This is a genomic window from Enterococcus sp. AZ126, from assembly GCF_051714545.1.
Taxonomy (GTDB): Bacteria; Bacillota; Bacilli; order Lactobacillales; family Enterococcaceae; genus Enterococcus_L.
Genome location: NZ_JBIOSB010000001.1, coordinates 2137101 through 2159993, shown reverse-complemented (window position 1 = coordinate 2159993; position 22893 = coordinate 2137101). Strand labels below are relative to the sequence as shown.

The following is a 22893-nucleotide window of genomic DNA, read 5'->3' as shown; positions in this document are numbered from 1 at the left end:
CGATTATTTTATAAAAAAGGTTAAAAATCCTTAATTATCAAGACTTTACTCTACTTATTTTAATGCCGTCAAATAAGCCGTCAAGAAAGGAAGAATCACATGGCACGTAAAGGTGAAAATATCTATAAACGAAAAGATGGTCGTTGGGAAGGCCGTTATAAAAAAGGACGTAAAGAAAATGGCCAGTTAAAATATGGCTATCTTTATGGAAAAACATATACTGAAGTGAAAAATCGCTTATATTCTTATAAATTGAAGTACCAAACCATTGTTCAACTCCGTGGAGAAAGTACGTGTACTTATGAGGAATGGGCTCTTCAGTGGTTGACGCAACACCAACATTGCCTAAAAAGTGCTACTTACAGCACGTATCTTTATAAATTGACAAAATATGCGTTTCCAACGATCGGACTGATTTCGTTAAATGAACTAACGAGCGAACAGCTACAAAAACTGATCGATCAGTGGCAATATCAGGGTTTGAAGCCGACCACCATTCATGTATTGTATCAGATCATCAAAAAATCATTAAATGAGGCCTATGAACAAGAACGGATCATCCAAACCCCCTGTCAGCGAATTCGATTGCCCAAAAAGCAAAAAGTCCATGCAAAAGCATTAACCAGAGCTCAACAAACTAAATTAGAAACAAACGTCAAAGCACTACCGCTGTATAAAGGATTACCCGTTTTGTTAGCGCTGAATGCAGGACTTCGTATTGGAGAAATCGCTGCATTACGCTGGGAGGATATTGATTTAGAGCGCCGAACGATTCATGTCCACCAAACGTTTCAACGTGTGCCTATTATAGGAGGAGGAGAACGCACACAATTGATTTTTGATCGTTCAAAAACGGCCTGTTCCAACAGAATAGTCCCGATAAGTCATACGTTGTATAAATACTTAAAAAAATGGAAGAGAAAGACCACAAGTAGATATGTCTGTTCGAATAAAAGTACCCCGTGTGAGCCAAGACTATTGACCTACTATTTCCACAAAATTCGAAAGAAGTGTGGGATTATTTCCGTGCATTTTCATCAATTGAGGCATACCTTTGCGACGCGATGTATTGAGACCAACGGGGATGTCGCTTCCGTGAGCAAATTATTAGGACATAGTTCCACCCAGACGACATTGGATGTTTATACAGACTCGTTGATTGAAAGTCGACAACGAGTGATTGCACAGATGGATCAAGCAAAATAAAAAAATACAGTTGAGAGAGTAAATAAAAAAACAGTCGTTTTTATTTATGATTTTTCGGTGTGCTCTTTTTTGATACCGTTTTCTATTAAAAGTATATTATCAATAAAACACGAACTTGTTTGCCCTTTTGTTAAAGAGAAACAGAGGGTTCTTTTTTTTTATTGTTTTTTAAGCCGTCATTCATGGTCACATAAACAGCTGAAAGACTTGTGTTCGTTGAGAGTACAGTCAACTACTTAGTATATAAAATTCTAAGAAAACTATTTGTAGAATTGTTTAAATAGTGAAAGAAAAATTTATCACCTTAAATTTAAAAAATAGAAAGGAGAGAAGATTGTTTATGTTAACTTTAGGAATATTGGGAATTGACTCTGCAATGTATCAAACGTTAGAAAAGAAATTTAAATCAGAAGTCTATAAATTAATCAAAGTAGAAAAAAAAGAACAATTAGAACAAATTGATGGATTGATTTTATCCATGGATGAAAAAAAACAAATGAGCGTTATTATTGATTGGTTGTTGACCTGCCAAAAAACACCGAGCGTTTTTGTTTGGATTTTTTCAACAATCCCACTCGATTATGAAGAGGATGTATTACTGGGTCTTGGAGCGAACGATGTTGTAATGACAAAATCAAGAGAATCTAATTTAGTTCAAGTAGTTAAGAATACCTTTAGTCGTTTAGAATATTCAAATAAAACCCGAAAGAGGTCCATCGATCATCAAATAATTAATGATAAAAATCAATCTATTTTAGTCAATGGGATGGAGCAGCCATTAACAAGAAAAGAATTTCAGATTTTTTCATTATTATATGAACATAAAAATGTATCACTTTCTTATGAAAATTTACTGAATCGATTATGGCCAAATGCAGATGAAAATGAACTCTATCGTTTAGCTAATATTATATTTCATTTGCGAAAAAAAATAAAAGATAGTGATGAATATGCTATCAAGACAGTTCGTTCAAAGGGGTACATGCTTCAGACAAAAGAAAATTAAGAATAAATTTGATTCATGCATCATAAAACAACAACTTAAAAAGATGGTAAACCGAAAAAACAGCAGAGTGAATATCTTCTACATAGAACGAAAATTCTAAATAAACAACTAATAATTATTATTGCCCAACATACATTCGTTCTATTTAAAAAAATGGTTACTCGTTCTTTTAATTTATATAGAAAGAAGTTATCAATTTTAGTTGGAGTTAATGTAATAGTTAAGTAGTGTAATCCAACATTCATTTACTTATCTGAATATGGTACAACGCTTAAGAAATAAAATCAAACAAAGTGAATAAGTAATGGTTACTCTAATAGAAAGCAATGGATAGATTCTAAGGAAACATACTTATAAAACAAGAACCAAAAAGATTTGGTATTCAGAGAGGAAATTGTATGAAAAAGAGATCAAAAGGCTGTTTATTGGCCACTTTAGTAGTTACTGTATTTTGTTTATTTAGTGGCAAAACGAGTGAAGCAGCAGAAGATCCATTAGGATTTTCCGTAGAAACAGTGTTGCCAGAAACACAAATAGATAAAAATCAAACCTATTTTTATGTGAAAGTTGAACCTAATAAACCTCAGGAATTAAAGGTCAAATTAAAAGGAACATCAGAAACTCCTGTAAAAGTTAATATTTTTACAGCAAATGCAACGACGGCAGAAACAGGAACGATTCTCTATAAAGAGGGGTTGCCCAAAGATAGTACGCTAAAGAGTTCAATCGAAGAAATCACAAAGATAAGTGAATCAGAGGTAGAGCTAAAAAAAGATGAAGAAAAAATAATCACTATTTTAGTACAGCCACCAGTAGAAAAATTTGAAGGGATCAAATTAGGAACAATTTATTTTGAGCGTGCAGATGGTACAGAAGAAGATTCTGATGAAATGGTGAAAAGTTCTTATTCATATAGTGTAGGTTTAATGCTCTCAGAAGCAGAAGGAGAATACTCAGATAGTCAATCATTGAAGTTACTTGATGCAAAGGCAGAATTGAAACGAACAAAAAAAACTGTTCAATTAACTTTACAAAATCCAGAGCCAAAAATGATTGCTGATTTTTCTGCTGATGTAACTATCGTAGAAGCAAAAAACGGTAAAGTTGTGAAATCACAACAATTAAAAGAAGGAGCAATGGCTCCAAATAGTCGATTTGATTTTTCTGTGGACTGGGGATTAGATCCAATGCCAGCAGGAGATTACATTGCTAAAGTAAAAGCGAAGAGTCGCTATAAGTCTTGGGAGTTAGAGAAACCATTTACTATTTCTGGTCAGCAAGCCAAAAAAATAAATGAAGAAACATTATTCAAATTGACGTTACCGACATGGGCCTATGTACTGACGATCCTATTAGGTGTAGGAACGATTTTGCTTGCTATCTATTTAAGCGTTCGTGGAAAAAAATGGGTAAGAGAATACCGGAAAAAAATGGGACAAAAGAAACGAAAAGGAAAACGACCTGCAAGAAAGCCTAAAGCAAAGGTGGGGAAAACGAAGAATGAAAAACGTTAGAAAAAAAATAGGAAGTATGGTGATACTATTTAGTCTGTTTTTATTTTTCCTGCCACTAAAAGGACAAGCAGAAATAATAGAAACACCAAGCGGGATTGAATTTTATACTGGTGATAGACCAACAAAGCCAGTCAAGCCCAATAAACCTGAAGTACCAAAAGTACCAGAAAATCCTACAATAAAAAAAGGCGGTACATTGCCTATGACAGGTGAGCTCATGCAACCTATTATTATTTTATTGTTAGGATGGTTGCTTCTAATCCTATTAGCAGCAGTTTATTTATCTGCAAAAAAACAAAAAATGGAAGAAGGTGAAAGATGATATGAGTGTATATATTTGGATTGCAGCAATGGGAATCATTGGGATGTTAGCGTTGATCTTATTTATCTACTTTTTGATCAAAGATTTAAAATTGAAACGGGCGTTGTCCTATTCTTTTTGGAAGATGGTACCAAATTGGTTGTTGATGTTTCTTTCAATTGGCTCCTTTAGTATGATGGTGTATTTCTTTTTAAATGTAAAAGATCAACTTGTTCAATTTGGTAGATAATTATCTACTCCCAACTTATATAGATTGTTACAGTAACTTTCTCCAATAATAAAACCGAACATTAGGAGGAAATTATGAATAAAAAAGTATTATTAGGTTTTGCTGCCACAGCAGCATTAGGAACTGCTCTTGTAGCTGGACAAAATGCACATGCAGTAGAAAATGCAACAAATATGGATACAGATACAGGAATTAGCTTCTTTGATACAAACAAACCAGGGCCTGGTCCATTTGAAGGGAACTTAGCGATTGCTTATGTACCAAGCAACTTTGATTTTGGTAGTAATGATGTAACTGGCGTAACGAACGCTGTTACATATAATCAAGTGCTTGCAGCTGGTAAAAAACAATATGTTGCAGTTTCTGATGACCGCAAAGAAAACTTGGATTCAGGTACACAATGGCAATTATCAGCTACTTTAGATGATTTTGTTTCCACAGCAGCAGCTGCTGCTGGCGGAACAATTGCAGATGCGGATAAATTAGCAAATGCAGAATTATCGTTCAAATTAGGTGAGTATCAAGGTTTTGATATTGATGTAGTGAATTCAGATGCAACAAAAGTTGTAACACCAAATATTACGGATGCAAATTCATTATATGCATTAAATGATAAACTTTCTCCAGCATACGCTGGTCCCGCTGCTGGTTCATTTGTAACCTTAACAGCAGGAGCTTCTACAGGAGCAATTTCAGTAGCGAATTATACTTCTACAGGAGCAGTAAAAGCTGAAGATCTTGCAACTGGTGCTAATACACACAAAGCAACAACATTAGCAGCAGCTCGTGAAGTATCATCTGTCCGTTTGAAAGTTAAAGATACAACAAATGCAAACAATAAAAAATTCACAAGTACTGTTCACTGGAGTTTAGCGGATACTGTTGCCCCATAAAAGAGAGTCAAAATAGTTTAAACGTATAAAAAAGTTGGAGAAAGTTATTGTAACAATCTATATAAAACAGTTTATGAATGAAAAGATTATTAAAAGAAATGAAAATTGGAGTGACTATTAATGAAGAATAGAGGGAAATTACTTGGTGTATTTGGTGTTATTGCACTAATAAGTATCTTTGTTGCAGGCTATGTTAATAGTCAACAACACACCATAAAAGCAGAAAAATCATCAGCTGCTATAGAACGTACAGAAGAGTCTAAAGATGTACTTGAATTAGCTCCGATAATAACAACGCCAGAAGAAACGGTAGTACAAGAAAAAGCTACTGAACCAATAGAGATTAAATCAAATGAGAGTGACAAAGAAGAAATAGAAAAGGCGAGCCCGCGTGCTATTTATACAGGTCGTTGGGGAACTGTTCCTTGGTCGTTTGATACGACGACAGGTACATTAACATTTACTGGTGGAGGGACTTTAGCTTCGAATAATGGTATGGATACTCGACCGTGGGGATCCTCTGGAATAAAATCTTTTACAGGAGATGCGGTGAAAAAAATTATTTTTACAGCAAAAACTTATGTTCCGGAAAACCCTGGGCGATTGTTCGGACAAGGAACAACATATCAGGATTTACCTAACCTTAGTGCAATTGAAGGATGGCAATATCTTGATACAAGTCGCACAACAGATGGACAATTTATGTTTTATAGACTGGGATCTTCTTCTTCTACAAGAGTAACGGGAGTTGATTTAGCTACATTAGATACCTCTCGAATGACGGATATGAGTGGTATGTTAGGACTGACCAATTTTACAGAAGATGCCTATAACGTAGAAGATTGGGATGTGTCAAAAGTAACTAGTATGATTAGTTTGTTTAACGCTGTTAATTTACCGACAAGAACTTTAAACTTATCCAAGTGGGATACGAGTAAAGTAACGAATATGAATAGTACGTTTACTTCTACATCTATAAACTCGTTGAATCTATCAAATTGGAATACGTCGAATGTTACAGCTATGAACAATATGTTTAGTTACAGTAGGATTGATTATTTGAACTTACAAAGTTTCAATACTTCTAAAGTTACGACGATGGAAAATATGTTTAGAAGTTCAAAAACAACCATCTTAGATCTTTCTTCTTTTACAATCAGTTCGTCTACAACCGTCAATAATATGTTTGCCACTACGGCATTCAATGTTTTAAGTCTTGGGAAAGGTTTTCAGATAGGGACAGGTCTCAATACAATGGCGTTACCAGGTATTTCAAGTAATACAACCTATTCAGGAAACTGGGTAGATGTAGGGCAGGGAACGGTCACAAACCCTCTAGGTAATAATGCATTTAATTCGAATGATTTGATTGGAAAGTATACTAGCTCAATGAATGGTGTTTATGTACGTCAAAGGTTAAACGGCAATGCGATTCAATTTCAATTAGAGCGTACCAACGACACGGCTAAAATCGTTGATTTATCTATCGATAAATCACTGACCAGTAATATTAAAACGGTTGAGATTTCTATGCCAACGTCCGTAACTTTAACAAACCGAACAGCGTTAACGATGCCTTCTGGTTGGAGTCTAGCTGGACCAACTATTGATTCTAATGGAAAACGAGTCTATACATTAAATATGCGAGTAAACGGCAGTATTGATCTACCGACCTTGATTACTTTATTACAATCAATGGAATTTAATGTTGGGACGGTTAAGACAGCCAATGTAATTGGTCTTAAAATAGGCAATGGTTCCTATATTAAGGGGAGTACTTCGGCTGGCTTTACGAATTACTACAAATTTGTTCCTAGTGCAGGGATCAGTTTTGTAAATGCTTCAACGACAGCTGCATCAGAGGTATATAAAAATACAATGGGTGGCCTGCCGGATATTCAGAGCGCAGTAGAAACGACTACATTGGCTTCTGTTGCTCGACAATATACTAATGGAACGAATCAAGTTGGTTGGACAGCTGGTACCCGGCTTTACAACCAGAATAGTAAAACGAGACAAATCTCTACTCTAGGTGGCGTTCCGACTCGAATTTTAACGGATACATCCTTCTACTCATTATCAAGTACACAAGCAAACAACTGGTACTGGGGAAATACAGGCAGAATTTTCTATACTTCTGCATCTGCTCAGGTTGGAGCCGGAACGGGATTATATAACGGATTTTCAAATTCTCAACCCTACTACTTCCTTAATGGTTTAACGGGAAGTCCAGGATATCTTGCGTTAAATGGAACAATATGGGAAGCGCGGACGGTTACTGGATCCAATTTGTTAGATGGGTCAGAAATGGATGGTTATTTTGTAAAGTTTGCGGTTTCTACTTCAAATGATACAGCGGTCGATTTAAAGGAAATCAGTTCAAATGCTTTTATTCCTCAACCATTGACGATTCATTATCAAGATAGCCAAGGCAAGACTTTAGCGGATGATGTAACGACTGGAACAACACCTTACCGTATTGGGAATGTATTGGATCAAAGTGGGAAAATGATTCCTGGCTACGTTAATCCAGTTGCTACGGTCACTGGAACCTCTACGAAAGTAGCCTTTCCATTACAAGTGAAAAATGTACCACAAGATATCACTGTAACATACACAATTGATCCAGCGACTTTTACGTACCAAGTAACCCGAAATCAAAATACTGCAAAGTTATCAACTATGAATTTTCTTTCGGGTGTCGCAAGCTTTGCGACAACCATTGAAGTCAGAACACCTAAAAATGTAACGATTCAAAATTTTGCTTCGTTAGCCGTTCCAAGCGGATGGGGAGCCTCTAAAACCGGAGCAGAAACGGATACCTATCGTTCTTACATTTTTGCTTCGAACAATGAGAAGTCTATTTCAACGATTCAAACGTTTTTACAAGGCTTGAATTTTATTATCACAGATCCAGTGGATCAGTCTGGACAGATCACGATACTTTTGCATAGTTCTACAAGAGATTCGGTCACAACTCAGGATATCCCGCAACCGATTCAAGTAGCCTATATAGATCAAGATGGCGCACAAATCCAAGCACCGACAACTTTTGGCACAACAAATTATACGATAGGGACCCAATTGCTCGCATCACTTCCATCTATTACAGGCTATAAGAATCCTAAAGCAGTACTTACAGGAACAAATGAAACGGCAACTTTTCCATTAATAGCCAGTAAGACAGCTGTTTCAGTGACGATTACGTATGAACGTTCATTTGTCAAAGCAACAATTCAATACTTAGACAAGGAAGATGGAAAAGCAATTTTTTCCCAGGCGACAACAGATGGTACGTTAAAAGCAGCAGATGTAATAGAAATGACTGTGGGTAGTAATATTCAATCAAATATACAGAAAGCTATCGACAATCAAACGATTACGTTAGTTTATCCAGGATATGATGAAATAGGACTAGGAGAGTATAGTCGTTCAGATGGAAGTACAGATACAACCGTGCCAGCGAACGATTTTACGCTAATCTATAAATACACTCCTCAAACAAGCTTAGTTGATGTTCCGGCATATGTTCCATTTGGCAGTATAAATGTGGCTAATTTACTCTTTAGTCAAAATACCTTTTGGCCAAATGCAACAGTGGTACCAGTTGAGATCCTGAATACGAATCGAACAAAAGAATGGCAGCTACAAGCAAAAATGGAAAAAAATATGCAGCGGCAATCTGATGGCTTGAATATGTACGGTAAACTTCTATTTACACAAGAAAACGGTACACCAGTTATTCTTGGTGATACAGTATCAACGCTCTTGACAGAAACACAAATGAGTGAAAAAACACCAGTGAAAAAAGTTTCTGTCAGTGATAAAAATACCTCCAGCTTATCAGTGAAGATATTTGATTTAGATGCACAAGCAAAAGAAATAGGAACTTATGAAGGGACCATTGGGTGGTACCTAGTGGATGCCCCTTAAGAAAAAAGAAAAGTAGTCTGTTTATCGATTACTTTTCTTTTTGATACATAGTAAGGAAGGATCGAGAAAAAGCGATGAAGAACAAAATCCAATGGAAGAAATTTCTTTTTTCTCTTCGTTATCAAAAAAAGAGATGTATCTTGATTAGCGGGTTTCTTTTAGGATTTTTACTTGGAGGGAGTCTATCGGCTACAGCTCAAGGCGTAGGATTTACAGTAGATGTACAATTACCTGAAAATCAACTAGACCATACAGTTAGTTATTTTGATCTGCATGTTGAACCTGGAGTGGAGCAAGTTCTTGAGGTTGTAATAAGTAATCAAACAAAGGAAACGAAGCGTATAGTTATAGAACCAACAGTTGCAACGACCAATGAAAATGGCGTGATTGATTACAGTCAAGCTTCTCCTGTGCTGGATCATACACTCAAGAATCCTTTTCCCTCATTAGTAAAGAGACAGCCAACAATTACATTGAAAGAAAAAGAACAAAAATTAGTTCGTATCCCCGTTATGATCCCGGAAGAACCTTTTGAAGGATCGCTTTTAGGGGGATTGAAATTTTCTCAGGAAAAAGAAGTAGATCAAAAACGAACAGGAAAAATTCAAATTTCTAATGAATTTTTTTATATCGTAGGAGTACGATTAAGAGAAACGAAAGAAGAACCAGCCCCTGTATTACAATTAAAAGATGTGCGTACGGGACAACGTAATTATGAAGGAGCATTTTTAGCAAAAGTTCAAAATACAACGCCAACGATTGTAAAGGAATTATCGATTGAATCAACGATCACCAAAGCTTCTTCCTCTAAAGTGTTATTGAAAGATAAACAGGAACATTTAAGTATGGCGCCATTATCTAGTTTTGATTATGCTATTCCCTTACAAGAGTACCGTTTTTCACCTGGTGAGTATTCACTATCGATGAAAGCCAAAGCAGGAGAGGAATCTTGGTCTTTTACAAAGGTATTTGTTCTGAATCAAGAAGATATTGATCAATGGAATGACTTAGCAAATATGGAAAGCGGTCCTTCATATGGTTTGTGGGCTGTTCTCTCCTTATTAGTAGTCTTAGTTAGTGGCGGTGTGGGTTGGGGAATCTATCGAAAACGAGTTCGGAAAAAGAGAGGACGTGAGTTAAAGAAGCGCCAACCAGTAAAAAAAGAAGAGTCCAAGGGTCTAAAGGAGAAAAATGAAAGGAAGTAGGCGGGGAGTATGAAACGATGGAGATACAAAATGGCTAGTATTCTGGCGGTTTTAATCATAGGAGGAAGTTCGTTTTTGACTACAGGAGTATCATTTGCTGTTGCAGAAACACGAACCTCTTCGACAGAAAAAACGGTAAACTCTTCACAAAAAGAAGAAAAAATACCAGCTGTGTTAGAGAAGGAAGAATTGTCTGAATTTTCTAATTTTTATTCATCAGAAACTAATACATCGATAGAAAAATCAGAAAAAAGTGGCACGAAGACTACGAAAAAAGAACAACAATCTCTTACTCGTGCAACAACTACAGGCACATGGGGAACGGTTCCCTGGTTTTTTGAATCTGAGACGGGAACGTTGACGTTTACTGGTGGAGGAACGTTAGGAGAATCTACGACGTCACCTTGGCGGGTGAATGGTGAACTTAATAACGACGCCATTGTTAAAATTGTTTTTACCGAAAAAATAACTGCGCCTGTAAATTCTTTTAGTTTGTTTGGGTATCAAGGTCGTTATTTAAATAACTTGACGAGTTTTGAGAATCTTTCCTATTTAGATACGAGTCAAGTGACAAACATGGGTCAAATGTTTTGGTTATTAGGCAAATTAACTAGTTTAGATGTCAGTCATTTAGATACGAGTCGTGTTACCAATATGGGAAGTATGTTTAGTGGTGTTTCTAGCATCACAGAGCTGGATGTATCGTCATTTGATACGAGTCAATCCAATAGTATGAGAGAAATGTTTGCAGAGATGCCTGCATTGAAATCCTTAGACTTGTCTAATTTTGATACAAGTCAAGTCTATTCGATGAGTCATATGTTTACGGTAGGTACTGCTGATAGTCAATTGGAAACATTGGATGTATCATCATTTGATACGAGCCTAGTATTTGAGATGGACTTTATGTTTTTTGGTTTAAACAAATTAAAATCATTAGATTTAAAAAGTTTCAATACGAGTCAAGTGTGGAATATGGATTACATGTTTCAAAGCAATGATACAAGAAAAGATCATGTGATGACCTATTTGAATGTATCATCATTTGATACAAGTGGTGTAACTACAATGGCAGGCCTATTTACTGGCTTGAATAATCTGACAAGTTTAGATGTATCATCATTTGATACGAGTCAAGTAACCTCATTTTCTCAGATGTTTCAAGGGATGAGTAAGTTGACTTCCTTAGATTTATCTTCTTTTTCTTTTGTTAGTAGCTTTGATACTGCGGCAATGTTTGATGGGGATACGAGTTTAAGTTCATTGACATTAAGCGCAACATTCTCTGATCCCAATAATCAGTCAGTATTACCCAATGTACCAACTACAAATGGATATATTGGTAACTGGAAGAAAAAAGATGGCATCAGTGTAGGCCCTACTAGTGAGTTTTTAAAAAACTATGATGGATCAAACCCTGGAACTTATGTCTGGGAAACAGATAATCAACAAGTATGGGGAGATGTTCCTTACAGCTTTGATAGCACAAGTGGTATTTTGGCGTTTACTGGTGGAGGAACGCTAGGCGACTACACAACCTCTCCGTGGAATCGAGAAGATAAGTTGAAAATTTCGAGCTCTTCAATCAAGAAAATTATTTTTACACAGGCAGTAAATGCCCCTGCTGATTCGTCATATTTATTTTCTATTGACGTATATGATATGGATAAACCTGGCAATTTAAGTGCTGTTACTTCGATCGAAGGATTATCGTTATTAAATACGAGTCAAGTCACAAATATGAATAGTATGTTTTCACATTTAGATAGCTTAAAAGAACTAAATTTGTCTCATTTTGATACAAGTCAAGTCACGAATATGTCTGGAATGTTTCAATCTGCTGTTGTTTCGGGGAAAATTGAGACTTTGGAGTTATCCTCATTTGATACAAGTCAAGTAACAGATATGTCTGGAATGTTCGCTGGACAGACCGAATTGCGTCTGCTAGATGTTTCTTCGTTTAACACAAGTCAAGTAACAGATATGTCATTTATGTTTATGCTTATACCAATATTCGGAAACGATCTATCATTGATCAATCACTCATTAACGGTACTTGATTTGTCGTCATTTGATACAAGTAATGTGACAAATATGCAGGCAATGTTTGCTGGAGCAGATGGATTAAAGACATTGGATATTACAGGATTTGAGACCAGTCAAGTGACCAACATGAATAGTATGTTTTTAATGAATTCGAATCTATCTTCCATAGATGTGTCTCACTTTGATACCGGTAACGTCATGGATATGGGACAAATGTTTATGATGATGACCAGTTTGACCTCCTTAGATTTATCGTCGTTTGATATGCGTCAAGTAAAGGATATAACAGATATATTTACACAAGATGCATTGCTCAGTCGCTTAACACTGAGTGAAACATTTAAAGATCCAACAAATACTTCGGGACTACCAACAATCGTTCCGACAGATGTGTATACAGGTAATTGGCAAAAAGAAAACGGGGAAATTGTCGGCTCAAGTGATGATTTCTTAAAAAATTACGACGGTTCTGATCCTGGAACTTATACTTGGGAGTCGGCAGGAGATACACTAGATCCCAATGATCCAACACAGACTGCGTTAGTGTTAGAAAGTGTACCAAGTGCTTTTACATTTAAAAGTAAACTAAAACAAGGAACGTATATATTGAAAGATAACTTACCTAATGGCCAACAAATTAATGTGAAAAATGATCGAATGGAACGTGAGTGGTCTGTTAAGGCCAATGTTGTAGATAATCAGTTCACTGCAACTAACAAACAACGAACAACCTATTCGTTGATACAATTTATGATAGATGACAGTCCTTTATTAGGAACAGGAGCAACGGGTATTGTGGCACAATCAGTTTCAGATAAAACAACGGAAAATAATGTAGGAACGATCCAAAAAGATGTTTCAGTTGCTTCAATTTTATTCTCAGATGAGGATCATACATTAAAAGCAGATACACAGTTAAGTGGCGTAATTCGATATCAATTATACAATACAGCAATTGCTGAATAAAAAAGAAAGGAGTTGATTAAATGAAAAAGCGTTGGATTCAAGGGATTGTTGGATTGATTCTTTGTGGAAGCTTGTTCACTGTTGGAAGAATGACTGGTGAAGCAGAAGAAGCTACAGTCAGAGATATAAATGAACAAGAAGTAACGTTGACCTTGATACCTAAAAAAGGAACGCAAACATCTACAGGAGAAACGAAAAGTACCCTAAGCAAAGAAGCCACAGGATCTTCTACAGGAAGTACGAAACCAAAAGGACGTTTTCCATCAACCAATGAACAAGCGAGTATAGGACTGGTTGGGATAGGAGCTCTCCTGTTAGGGAGTCTTTGTCTAGTCGCTTTACGTAAGAAAAAACAAAGGGAGGAACACTAATGAACAAAAAATGGTCCTCTTTCATTGGAGTAGGATTTGTCATAGGTTTGAGTTTACTTGCAGCAACTGGTGTGCAGGCAGAGGAAGTATCACCTGCAGAAAAAAGCACCCCGATTCAAATTACGATTGCAGAAAAAACATTGGCGTTAACTAATGTCACTATTCCTACTTTTTCAACTAGAGAAGTGACAGAAAGTGAGCAAGTGATCCACCCTACAAACGATTGGGTCATTGGCGTGAAAGACCAACGGAGTAATGCGCGTTCTCCTTGGGAATTACGGGTCCAGCTGAGTCTCTTGACAAGTGAGAAAGCAGCATTACCCGACCAACGAATAACGCTTGATAAAGGACAGTTACAATCAGAAAAAACCACTTTGGATTCTTCTGGATATAATGCTAAAAAAGCAGTCCTTCAAACGACGAGTCAAACAGTCGTTCATGTGGAAGACACGACACATACAACATATGAATACCGCATACCGAAGGAAAAAGTGTCGCTGGTTATACCAAAAACAGCGACAGCAGGGACGTATAAAGCGATTCAACAGGTTCAATTAACTGCCTTACCGGAAATACCGTAAGGGGAAAATGTGAGTTTGTATAGGAAACTATATTTACTATATAAAAAAAATATTATCGGGGGAAGATACAAATGAAATACGTACAATTATTAGGAATTGCAGCACTTACAACAATCGTTTTTGGAGGAATCGCGGCAACATCAGCATCAGCAGAAACAGTAGTTGGTCAAACAAAAGAAACGCCAGCAACTGTAACGATTCAAGACAGTGATGATACAGAAGAAACAGATCCATTAGATCCGACTGATCCAGATCAAAAATTATTGACATTAGAAGCCGTACCAGCGGCATATAACTTTGAAACAGTAGTCCAAAATAAGGCATATGCAGTCAATGGTACATTGACTGATCAAAATGTGAGTGTGTTTAATGATCGTTCAACGCGTAAGTGGTCTGTTAAAGCTACAGTAAAAGATAATCACATCGTTCGTGGGACTGATACGTTTGCAGTAACAGATTTTAAAGTAAATAATGCGGTATTAGTAGGGACAGGTGCGACCGGAATCGTTGCAAAATCTAATGCGACACCAACTGCTGCAAACAATACAGGACAAATCGATACACCGGTTACAACGACTTCTATTGGGTTTACAGATCAAAACAATGTATTAAAAGCAGGTGATGTTCTAACTGGGACAATCTCTTATCAATTATATAATACAGTCACTGCTAATTAATTAAAAAAATATGGAACTACAGGAACAGGAAACTTTCTTTTTCCTGTAGTTTTTTATTGGAGAGAAAACGATGATAAATTACTACCGAAATATAAGTTTTTTGATTTTAGGATTTATTACCCTGCTTATAGCAAATCCTGTAAATGCTGCAGAATCAGGAGAAGTTGGATTTAACATTCAAATGATCCCAGTAGAGAATCAGGTAACTACTGATCGAAGTTATTTTGATTTACGAATGCTTCCGGGACAAGAACAAACAATCAATGTACGAATCAATAATACTTCAAATGAAAAGAGCACGTTTGATATGCAAGTGAATCAAGCGTATACCAATGAGCAAGGATTTATTGACTATCAAGATGCAAAAGAAGTCGAAAAAAACACTTATCCCGTTGCAATCAGTGACTTACTAACATACGAAAAAAGTGTGAGTGTAGATGCGCATGCTTCTGTAGATGTGCCGATTATGATACATATGCCAGAAAAGAAATTTGACGGGCAAATGTTGGCAGGTATTCAAGTGAATAAGCATCAAGAATCAGACAAAACTACTCAACAGATAACCAATAGTTATGGTTACATATTAGGTTTAAAACTGACAGAAACCGATGTGTCTGTCTCGCGAAAGGTAGAGTTAATCGATGTTCAGCCAGAAGCAAAATTTGGACAACCATCTATTGTTGCAACAGTTAAAAACCCAACTATGGATGCTATTGGTCATTTGGTTTATGAGGCGAAAATAGTTGAGAAGGAGACGACAAAAGAAGTATTTAAGAAAAAATACGATGCTGGTATGGAGTTAGCGCCTAATTCAATTTATCCATTTGCAATCGAATATGGGAAACAGCGATTAGAAGCTGGAAACTATACTTTGCACTTAACAGTATCAGATGCCAAAGAGAATCGCTGGATCTTTGACAAAGATTTTGAAATCACTACAAAAGAAGCGAACGCTATCAATCAGGTGACGATTGATCAAGGAAAAGAAGCACCATTTCCTTGGATATTTATAGTTGGTGGAATTATTGTGATATTCGTTCTTCTTAGGTTTTATTATTGGAAAAAGAAGAAAAACAGCACTGAAAAACAATCTAAAGACACAGAAAAAGAATAAATAATTAAAGAGAGGGTCGCCAATGTCAAAAAAAAGAGTACTGCGATGTTTGGGAGTTATTATCATAACACTACTAAGTATTGAGATCATTTTTTCTACTGATATTTTTTCTGTATTTGCGGAACCTATTACTTCATCAGAACAAGAAATAGAAGAAAATACGACTGAGTTATCAAAAGAATATTCAACGGATTCTACAGTAGAACAAGAGTCTATCATAAGCGTATCCTCAGAGGAAAGTAATACGGAGACAGAAGAATCAACGAGTAGTGATGAACCAGTAAAAGAGCAAAGTATAGAGCGAACACAATCAAGAGCGATAAAGTCAGCTACATGGGGAAATGTTAATTGGGCGTTTGATGATGGGACAGGGGTATTAAGTTTTACTTCTGGAGGAACGTTAGGCGAGTACAAAACATCACCGTGGAATCGAACGGATAGTATGAAAATTTCAAGTTCAGCAATTAAAAAAATCGTTTTTACCCAGAAGACATTAGCACCAAACAATTCTGGATATTTGTTTGGTGGTCTAGGCTGGAGTGGTAGTGGTCCAGCGAATCCTGAAAATAAGTTACTCTATTTGGAGTCTTTTGAACATTTAGATTTTTTGGATACGTCTAATGCTACGAATATGGCTTATATGTTTGCCTATGCGGGTTACTATTCGAATAGGCCATTGACATCATTAGATGTATCCTCTTTTAATACTAGTAAAGTAACGAATATGCAGATGATGCTTGGAGGAATGAAAAATCTAAAGATGATAAATGTTTCTTCTTTCAACACAGGTCAAGTCACTAACTTTCAAAATATGTTTTGGGCCATGAATAAGGTTTCATCGCTTGATTTAAGTAGTTTTGATTTTTCGAAAGCGATAAATATTGTTGGTATTTTTAGTGAACTAACTTCTGTATATGAGCTTACATTACCGATTTCTTTTAGAGATACAGGGTATACTTCTGAATTACCAAATATAACAGCTTCTTCTGCCTATTCGGGTAATTGGGCAAATAAAGTAACTGGCGAAAATGTAGGTTCTTCGTCGAATTATATGAAAACTTATAATGGGACGAAACCGGGTACGTATATATGGCAATCGACAAAAGTGTGGGGAGATGTTCCGTGGGATTTTGATGGTGTTACAGGAACGTTAACATTTACTGGCGGTGGGACGCTAGGCGATTATACGACCTCCCCTTGGAATCGAACGGATAAATTTAAAATAGCAAGTTCTTCAATCAAGAAAATTATTTTTACACAGACAGTAATTGCGCCAGTAGATTCTAGGAATTTATTTGGAGCGCCTGGTTGGAGTTGTGGAAACAGTGTTCCAACAAATGAAAACAGTAATCTATGGTATTTAGAAGCAATTGAAGGATTGACGCATTTAAATACAGAAAATACCATAAATATGGCCTATATGTTTGCTTATGCAGGGTTTTACGCAAAAACTCCTTTAACTACTTTAGATGTATCATCGTTTGATACATCTAAAGTTACAAATATGCAGATGATGTTTACAGCAATTTACCATCTATCAAGTATTGATGTCAGTAAATTTTCGACAAGTAAAGTAACTAATTTTACAGAGATGTTTTGGGGACATAAAGACCTTACAACATTGAATTTAAGCAGTTTTGATTTTTCGAAAGCAACAACAAAAAATAATATGTTAAGTAATACGACGAGCTTGAGGGAATTAACGTTACCAGAAACATTTAAAGACCCAATGAATACAGTTTCTTTGCCAGCTATCACGCCTAATGCAACCTACAACGGAAATTGGCGAAAAAAAGATGGAAACACAGTAGGGACTACTACGCAATTTATGGCTGGATACGATGGTTCAAATCCAGGAACATATATCTGGGAAACAACAGTAGATACATTGAATCCGAAAGATACCACTCAAACTGAGCTAGTATTAAGTACGGTTCCTTCCGCTTTTTCGTTCACGACGAGTATTCAACGGGAAAACTACACATTATCTCAAATTTTACCAACTGGGCAAGATATAGTGGTAAAAAATGATCGATTAGACCGAGAATGGTCTGTGCGAGCAAAGCTACTTAATAATCAATTAACGACTACTGAAGCAACTCCAAAGGTTTTTTCGGTTTCTAGTTTCAAAGTGAATCAAACAGAGTTAGCAGGAACTGGAGCTCCAGGTGTTATTTTAGCACAAGCACCTAACGCGAAAACACTTGAATCCAATATTGGTTCTATTCAAACTCCTGTTACCAGTGCCTCGATTCAATTTGTTGATGTGAACCATCAATTGAACGCTGGAACTACATTGAAAGGTACCATTCAGTATCAGCTATATAACACAGCTGCCGCTAATTAAAGAAACAAGAGATTAGTGAAAAAGTATCAGTCTAAAGCGTAATAGTTGGAATAGAGTAAAAATACAATAAAAAATGAAAGTAAAATAAGCTTAAATAAGGTTGAGGCAGAAGTGTTTAACTCCGAGAAATAAGATGGGATTCACAAAAATTGTTCTTAAAAATTTTGTGAATTCCATCTTATTTGCGAATCATTTGATCCTTTTCTCGAAAATCATTCGGATTCTTTAAGAGGGATTGGTAAAATCTGAGTAAATCTGTTATTTTTAAGGCTAAATTGAACATTTTTTTATTGATGTTTTACACCTTGATTGGTTAGAAATATATTCAGATTTGTGTTAAACCATCAGTGCCTGACAAAAAAATGATGATAGAATATAGTGTTTCAAATTTGCTAACACGGACTGCTTGGAATGTTCAGGAAGGTGTAGCTTTGAGTTAATATACAAAAATACTTCGTGATATGTACGATATAATAGAAGGATCACTCAATATTTGATTTGGAAAATCAGTAAAAAGAGTTTTTGATAAGTAAGAGAAGAAAATTAGATAGTTTTGCTAATTAACTTATCGGAGATTTTTTAATAGAAATCAAAATTGACAACTTTCTCAATTAAAAATAGATGAAGTCAGGACAAACTGTTCATATGTTCTTCGGATTTTGGAAAGACTATTTTGCATAAATAGTCTTTCTTTTGTGCAAAAATAATTGTTATTTATAGAGTGCCATATGAGTTTATGGTTTAGAAAGGTTGTATCCTTATGTAAATAATACTATAATTTTTAATAGAATACAGTTTCAATTTTATTTAATATATAATAAATCTCTAAAAAAATTTATATCATGTTATGCTAAAATAAGAAAGGATGTTTAGAATGTGTACAAATATTAAATTAACAGCAAAAAATAAAGATATCTTTTTTGGGCGTACTATGGACTTGAATATGTCTATGTTTGGTGAAGATCAAGGAATAGATCTTAACGTAAAATTAGTTTCTATACCAAAAGGTGTGACTTTGGATAGTCAATTACAACCATGGGAGAGTAGATACGCCGTGTTAGGAGTATCTACCAAAGACACTACAATACTATACGATGGTATCAATGAACATGGTTTGACAGGAGATTGTCAAGTATTAGTTGAAGCGACGAGAAGTAATATGGCCGAAATTAAAGTACAAAGAAAAACTCCAGTTATAGGGGAAGAATTTCTTATGTATATTTTAACAAATTTTAAAAGTGTAAAAGAAATTAGAGAAATATATACAGAATTAATGTTGATTGACCAGCCTTTTGAATATCAAGGAACTAAGTTACAATTTCCACTGCATTATGTGTTTATTGATGAAACAGGTGATGGTGTCGTTCTTGAACCTGTACTCGCTGGTGGGTTTAAATTATATGACTATATTGATGTGATGACAAACAGTCCAGAATACAATTATCACACAGTAAACATCAGAAATTATATTGGACTTGAAAACGTAGGGGTATCTGAAAAAGTATTCAATAAAACATTAGCATTACAACCTATCGAAAATGGAACAGGCTATGGATTATTAGGTATTCCAGGAGATTATACCTCTCCATCACGTTTTATACGTAGCTTCATTTATAAAAATATGATTGATACTTTTGATACAGACAAAGGTATAAATACTTTATATGCAATTTTTAGGCCATTGATTATCCCACGTGGATTAGAACATGCGAAGAAAGAAGAACAAATCACAGATTACACACGTTACTGGTCTGGTTATGATGTTACTAACCGAACGGTTTACGTCCAATCTGGTGAAGGATTGGCTATTACATCTAAAGTCATGGATAAAACATTGACTGAAATCACATACAATGATATTCAATTAAGTAATCATGTTTTCGTAGTATAATTAATATAAATAAAAGAATTAGGTACTCACCTTATATAAATTTTGTAATTAATATTATTATAAAGAGTTAAAAAGTTGGGACGAAAGCGTCTAACGCTGAGAAATAAGAGGGGATTCATGAAAATTATTCTTCAAATTTTTGTGAATCTCAACTCATTTCCGAAGAATTTGCTTCTGCGCCTACCGTTTATTCGAATTTATTAAGGCTAGGATATTGCTCGTAGAGTTAAGTCCTAGCCTCTTTATATACAAAAATAGTTGTATTTGAAAAATATATACGACTAGCTTAAATGAGGGACAAAATCATCTATAACAGATAAAGAGAAATAGCATTTTCGATATGAGGCGTACATAAAAGATAATTTTTGACGCATCCAATAGGCCAGATAAAATAATATGTAATGAAAAGTAGAATTTATTAGGAAAAAGGTTATAGGCTTTCATTTGTGTATCTACAAAAAATATGTTTAAAAGTATGCCAAAGTTATCCAGAGAAATAATTAGGTTGTAGAACAAAAGTGGATATCTAACCAACGATTCCTCTTTCCCAACGAACGTGATAAAATACATACATATCAAACCGTTTCAAAGGAGATCAATCAATGTCTAAACTAAAAGAATTAGCTCGAAACAGTCTACAAGTGGCACCGTTTATTTTATCTAATACCATTATTTTTATCCCGTACTTTTTATTTCTGAGTTTAAGTGATGGTGAAACGATGGAAAAGGTTTTGCCGTTTGTCTTGTTTTATACATTTAGAATGACAGGAATATTCCTGTTAAAAAGTTTCAAATTAGCATTAACAAGTTTTAATATTCTGATCATTTCAATTTTGATAGGAGGTGCTGGTTGTTTGATCGGTATGCTTGGGCAATTTTATTTTCCAACTTATCTTTTTTCAGCAGTCTTGCTAGGACTGAGCGCCTCTTGGCTGCCAGCTGCAAATACTACCGTTAATTATCATGAAAAACAGCAGGGATATTCTGCTTTGACTGGTAGAAAATACTTATTTATCCTAGTGATATTAGGTGGATTAATTGCTTCGTTGATGCTGACAAAAGAATTACGGATCCCTTTAGTTTTAGCCGAGTATGCTTTGTTGTATATCGCAGCTTATCATACGGTTACGCATTATCCTGACTATGAAATCGACTTTAATGAAGTCGACCAACAAGTGATATCGATCAAAGAGTTCTTTTTATTTCTGTTTTTCTTTGTATTATTGTTATTTATACGCTCTGCGCGTCTATTATTAGCGCCTCAGCTTTTGGATATAGGTATTATCGGATTTTCTGCTCTTTTTTTGATTGCGGCGTGGTATTTGAATCAACAAAGAAAAATATGGAGATTGCCATTATGGTTAAATCTAATGACATTTGCTAATGGAATGTGTATGAATTTTTTACTGCTTTTTGGCACGTTTTATGTATCATTACGGTTAGGAATCGATCGTCTTACAGCCAATTTATATGTTCCTTATGTTTTAGGAATTGTTGGTGCAGCAGTTGTGATTAATTGTTTGTATCGCCTATTCCCTAAAGTTGATCCTAAAATTGTTCATCTGGGTGGATTTATCTTGGCGTTATTTTTACTATTTTTTCGACCGCTTTTCCCAATTGGAATCTTTCTGCTAAGTTGTCTAATCAGTGCCACTGGTACTTTTTTGAATCAACAGTACTATCAAGAGAAGATTTTACCGCAAGATCAGCGAATCATTGCCAAGTATAGCACCCAAACCAAAGGGAGCGTGAGCCATCAGTTATTATTGATGAGTATTCTGTGGTTGTTGACTAAACAAGCACAACTACCAGCCAAAACAGTACTACAAATCACAGCTCATAAGACGCATAACCCGATGGCTTTACAGTTAGTAGAACATGTTCATATAATCAGTATTGTTGGATTGATGTTATTTTTTTCATTTATCATTTATGAAGTTTTAAAGGGAAATAAAATGAGTTCAAATGATATGTAAACATTAAAAAAACAGAAGATAATAGTAAAGATACTGTAAAAATAGGATAGAAATCAGTGTAGTATGTTAAAATAGAAATAGTTTACAAGTAGAGGAGATTTTTGATGAAACAACGAGGATTTGAAATTATCACTAAGTATACAGACCAAGGGATTTCGCTTCCTGAGCGTGCTACAACTGGCGCTGCAGGTTACGATTTTGAAGCAGCAGAAACAGTAGTGGTTCCAAGTATTTGGCAATTACAAGCACAAGGTGTAGCACCAAAACCTGTTTTAGTAAAAACAGGAATCAAAGCTTACATGGCTGAAAATGAATATTTAGAATTAGTGAGTCGTTCATCAAACCCATTAAAACGTTTTTTAATGTTAGCAAATGGCGTTGGTGTGATTGATCGCGATTATTATAATAACGAAGGTAATGAAGGCCATATAATGTTTCAATTTTTGAATTTCGGCTATGAAGAGATGATCATCGAAAAGGGTGAAAGAATCGGTCAGGGAATTTTTAAACCATTTCTTTTGGCGGATATTGATGACGTAGAAAATGAACGTACAGGTGGTTTTGGCTCTTCAGGCAAAAAATAAAAAAATAGTAGTGAAGAAGTGCGTATTTTATA

Annotated in this window: 17 protein-coding genes; all 17 read left to right on the top strand. The window is 35.4% G+C overall.

Translation table 11 applies throughout. The features are described from left to right. Window positions 1-99: 99 nt before the first annotated feature. The 17 genes from IGI43_RS10240 (at window position 100) to IGI43_RS10160 (ending at window position 22861) form a co-directional block, all read left to right on the top strand. On the top strand, window positions 100-1206 hold the full coding sequence (locus IGI43_RS10240; protein ID WP_438757699.1) for a tyrosine-type recombinase/integrase: 1107 nt from the start codon (window positions 100-102) through the stop codon (window positions 1204-1206). A gap of 340 nt (window positions 1207-1546) precedes the next feature. Next, window positions 1547-2212 carry a winged helix-turn-helix domain-containing protein gene (locus tag IGI43_RS10235; protein WP_438757698.1) on the top strand — a complete coding sequence of 222 codons (666 nt, stop codon included), beginning with the start codon at window positions 1547-1549 and terminating at the stop codon, window positions 2210-2212. A 398-nt stretch (window positions 2213-2610) separates the two neighbouring features. Then, entirely contained in the window at window positions 2611-3726 is a 1116-nt protein-coding gene (locus IGI43_RS10230; RefSeq protein ID WP_438757697.1) for a DUF916 and DUF3324 domain-containing protein, read from the top strand. Beyond that, window positions 3713-4048, top strand: a complete 336-nt coding sequence (locus tag IGI43_RS10225) for an LPXTG cell wall anchor domain-containing protein (RefSeq protein WP_438757696.1) — start codon at window positions 3713-3715, stop codon at window positions 4046-4048. The genes IGI43_RS10230 and IGI43_RS10225 overlap by 14 nt, the downstream gene beginning before the upstream one ends. A gap of 1 nt (window position 4049) precedes the next feature. Continuing rightward, a complete protein-coding gene (locus IGI43_RS10220) occupies window positions 4050-4277 on the top strand; it encodes a hypothetical protein (RefSeq protein ID WP_438757695.1) in 228 nt (75 codons plus the stop codon). Window positions 4278-4351: 74 nt separating this feature from the next. Continuing rightward, window positions 4352-5170 (top strand): WxL domain-containing protein, encoded by an 819-nt coding sequence (locus IGI43_RS10215; protein ID WP_438757693.1) that lies wholly within the window; start codon window positions 4352-4354, stop codon window positions 5168-5170. A gap of 120 nt (window positions 5171-5290) precedes the next feature. Further along, a complete protein-coding gene (locus IGI43_RS10210; RefSeq protein ID WP_438757692.1) occupies window positions 5291-9103 on the top strand; it encodes a BspA family leucine-rich repeat surface protein in 3813 nt (1270 codons plus the stop codon). Window positions 9104-9177: 74 nt separating this feature from the next. Continuing rightward, the gene (locus tag IGI43_RS10205) at window positions 9178-10308 is read left to right on the top strand and encodes a DUF916 and DUF3324 domain-containing protein (RefSeq protein WP_438757691.1); all 1131 of its coding nucleotides are present in this window, start codon (window positions 9178-9180) and stop codon (window positions 10306-10308) included. Window positions 10309-10338: 30 nt separating this feature from the next. Then, window positions 10339-13320 (top strand): BspA family leucine-rich repeat surface protein, encoded by a 2982-nt coding sequence (locus IGI43_RS10200; protein ID WP_438757689.1) that lies wholly within the window; start codon window positions 10339-10341, stop codon window positions 13318-13320. 20 nt (window positions 13321-13340) lie between these two features. Further along, window positions 13341-13691, top strand: coding sequence for an LPXTG cell wall anchor domain-containing protein (locus IGI43_RS10195; RefSeq protein ID WP_438757688.1), 351 nt, complete (start codon window positions 13341-13343; stop codon window positions 13689-13691). Next, window positions 13691-14272, top strand: a complete 582-nt coding sequence (locus tag IGI43_RS10190; RefSeq protein WP_438757687.1) for a hypothetical protein — start codon at window positions 13691-13693, stop codon at window positions 14270-14272. The genes IGI43_RS10195 and IGI43_RS10190 overlap by 1 nt, the downstream gene beginning before the upstream one ends. A gap of 71 nt (window positions 14273-14343) precedes the next feature. After that, window positions 14344-14949, top strand: a complete 606-nt coding sequence (locus tag IGI43_RS10185) for a hypothetical protein (RefSeq protein WP_438757686.1) — start codon at window positions 14344-14346, stop codon at window positions 14947-14949. 70 nt (window positions 14950-15019) lie between these two features. Next, window positions 15020-16063, top strand: coding sequence for a DUF916 and DUF3324 domain-containing protein (locus IGI43_RS10180; protein ID WP_438757684.1), 1044 nt, complete (start codon window positions 15020-15022; stop codon window positions 16061-16063). Between the two features lie 22 nt (window positions 16064-16085). Further along, entirely contained in the window at window positions 16086-18410 is a 2325-nt protein-coding gene (locus IGI43_RS10175) for a BspA family leucine-rich repeat surface protein (protein WP_438757683.1), read from the top strand. Window positions 18411-19284: 874 nt separating this feature from the next. After that, complete coding sequence (locus IGI43_RS10170) at window positions 19285-20301, top strand: linear amide C-N hydrolase (RefSeq protein WP_438757682.1); 1017 nt, start codon at window positions 19285-19287, stop codon at window positions 20299-20301. A 602-nt stretch (window positions 20302-20903) separates the two neighbouring features. After that, window positions 20904-22277, top strand: coding sequence for a hypothetical protein (locus IGI43_RS10165; RefSeq protein WP_438757681.1), 1374 nt, complete (start codon window positions 20904-20906; stop codon window positions 22275-22277). Between the two features lie 104 nt (window positions 22278-22381). Then, complete coding sequence (locus tag IGI43_RS10160) at window positions 22382-22861, top strand: dUTP diphosphatase (RefSeq protein ID WP_438757680.1); 480 nt, start codon at window positions 22382-22384, stop codon at window positions 22859-22861. Window positions 22862-22893 lie beyond the last annotated feature (32 nt).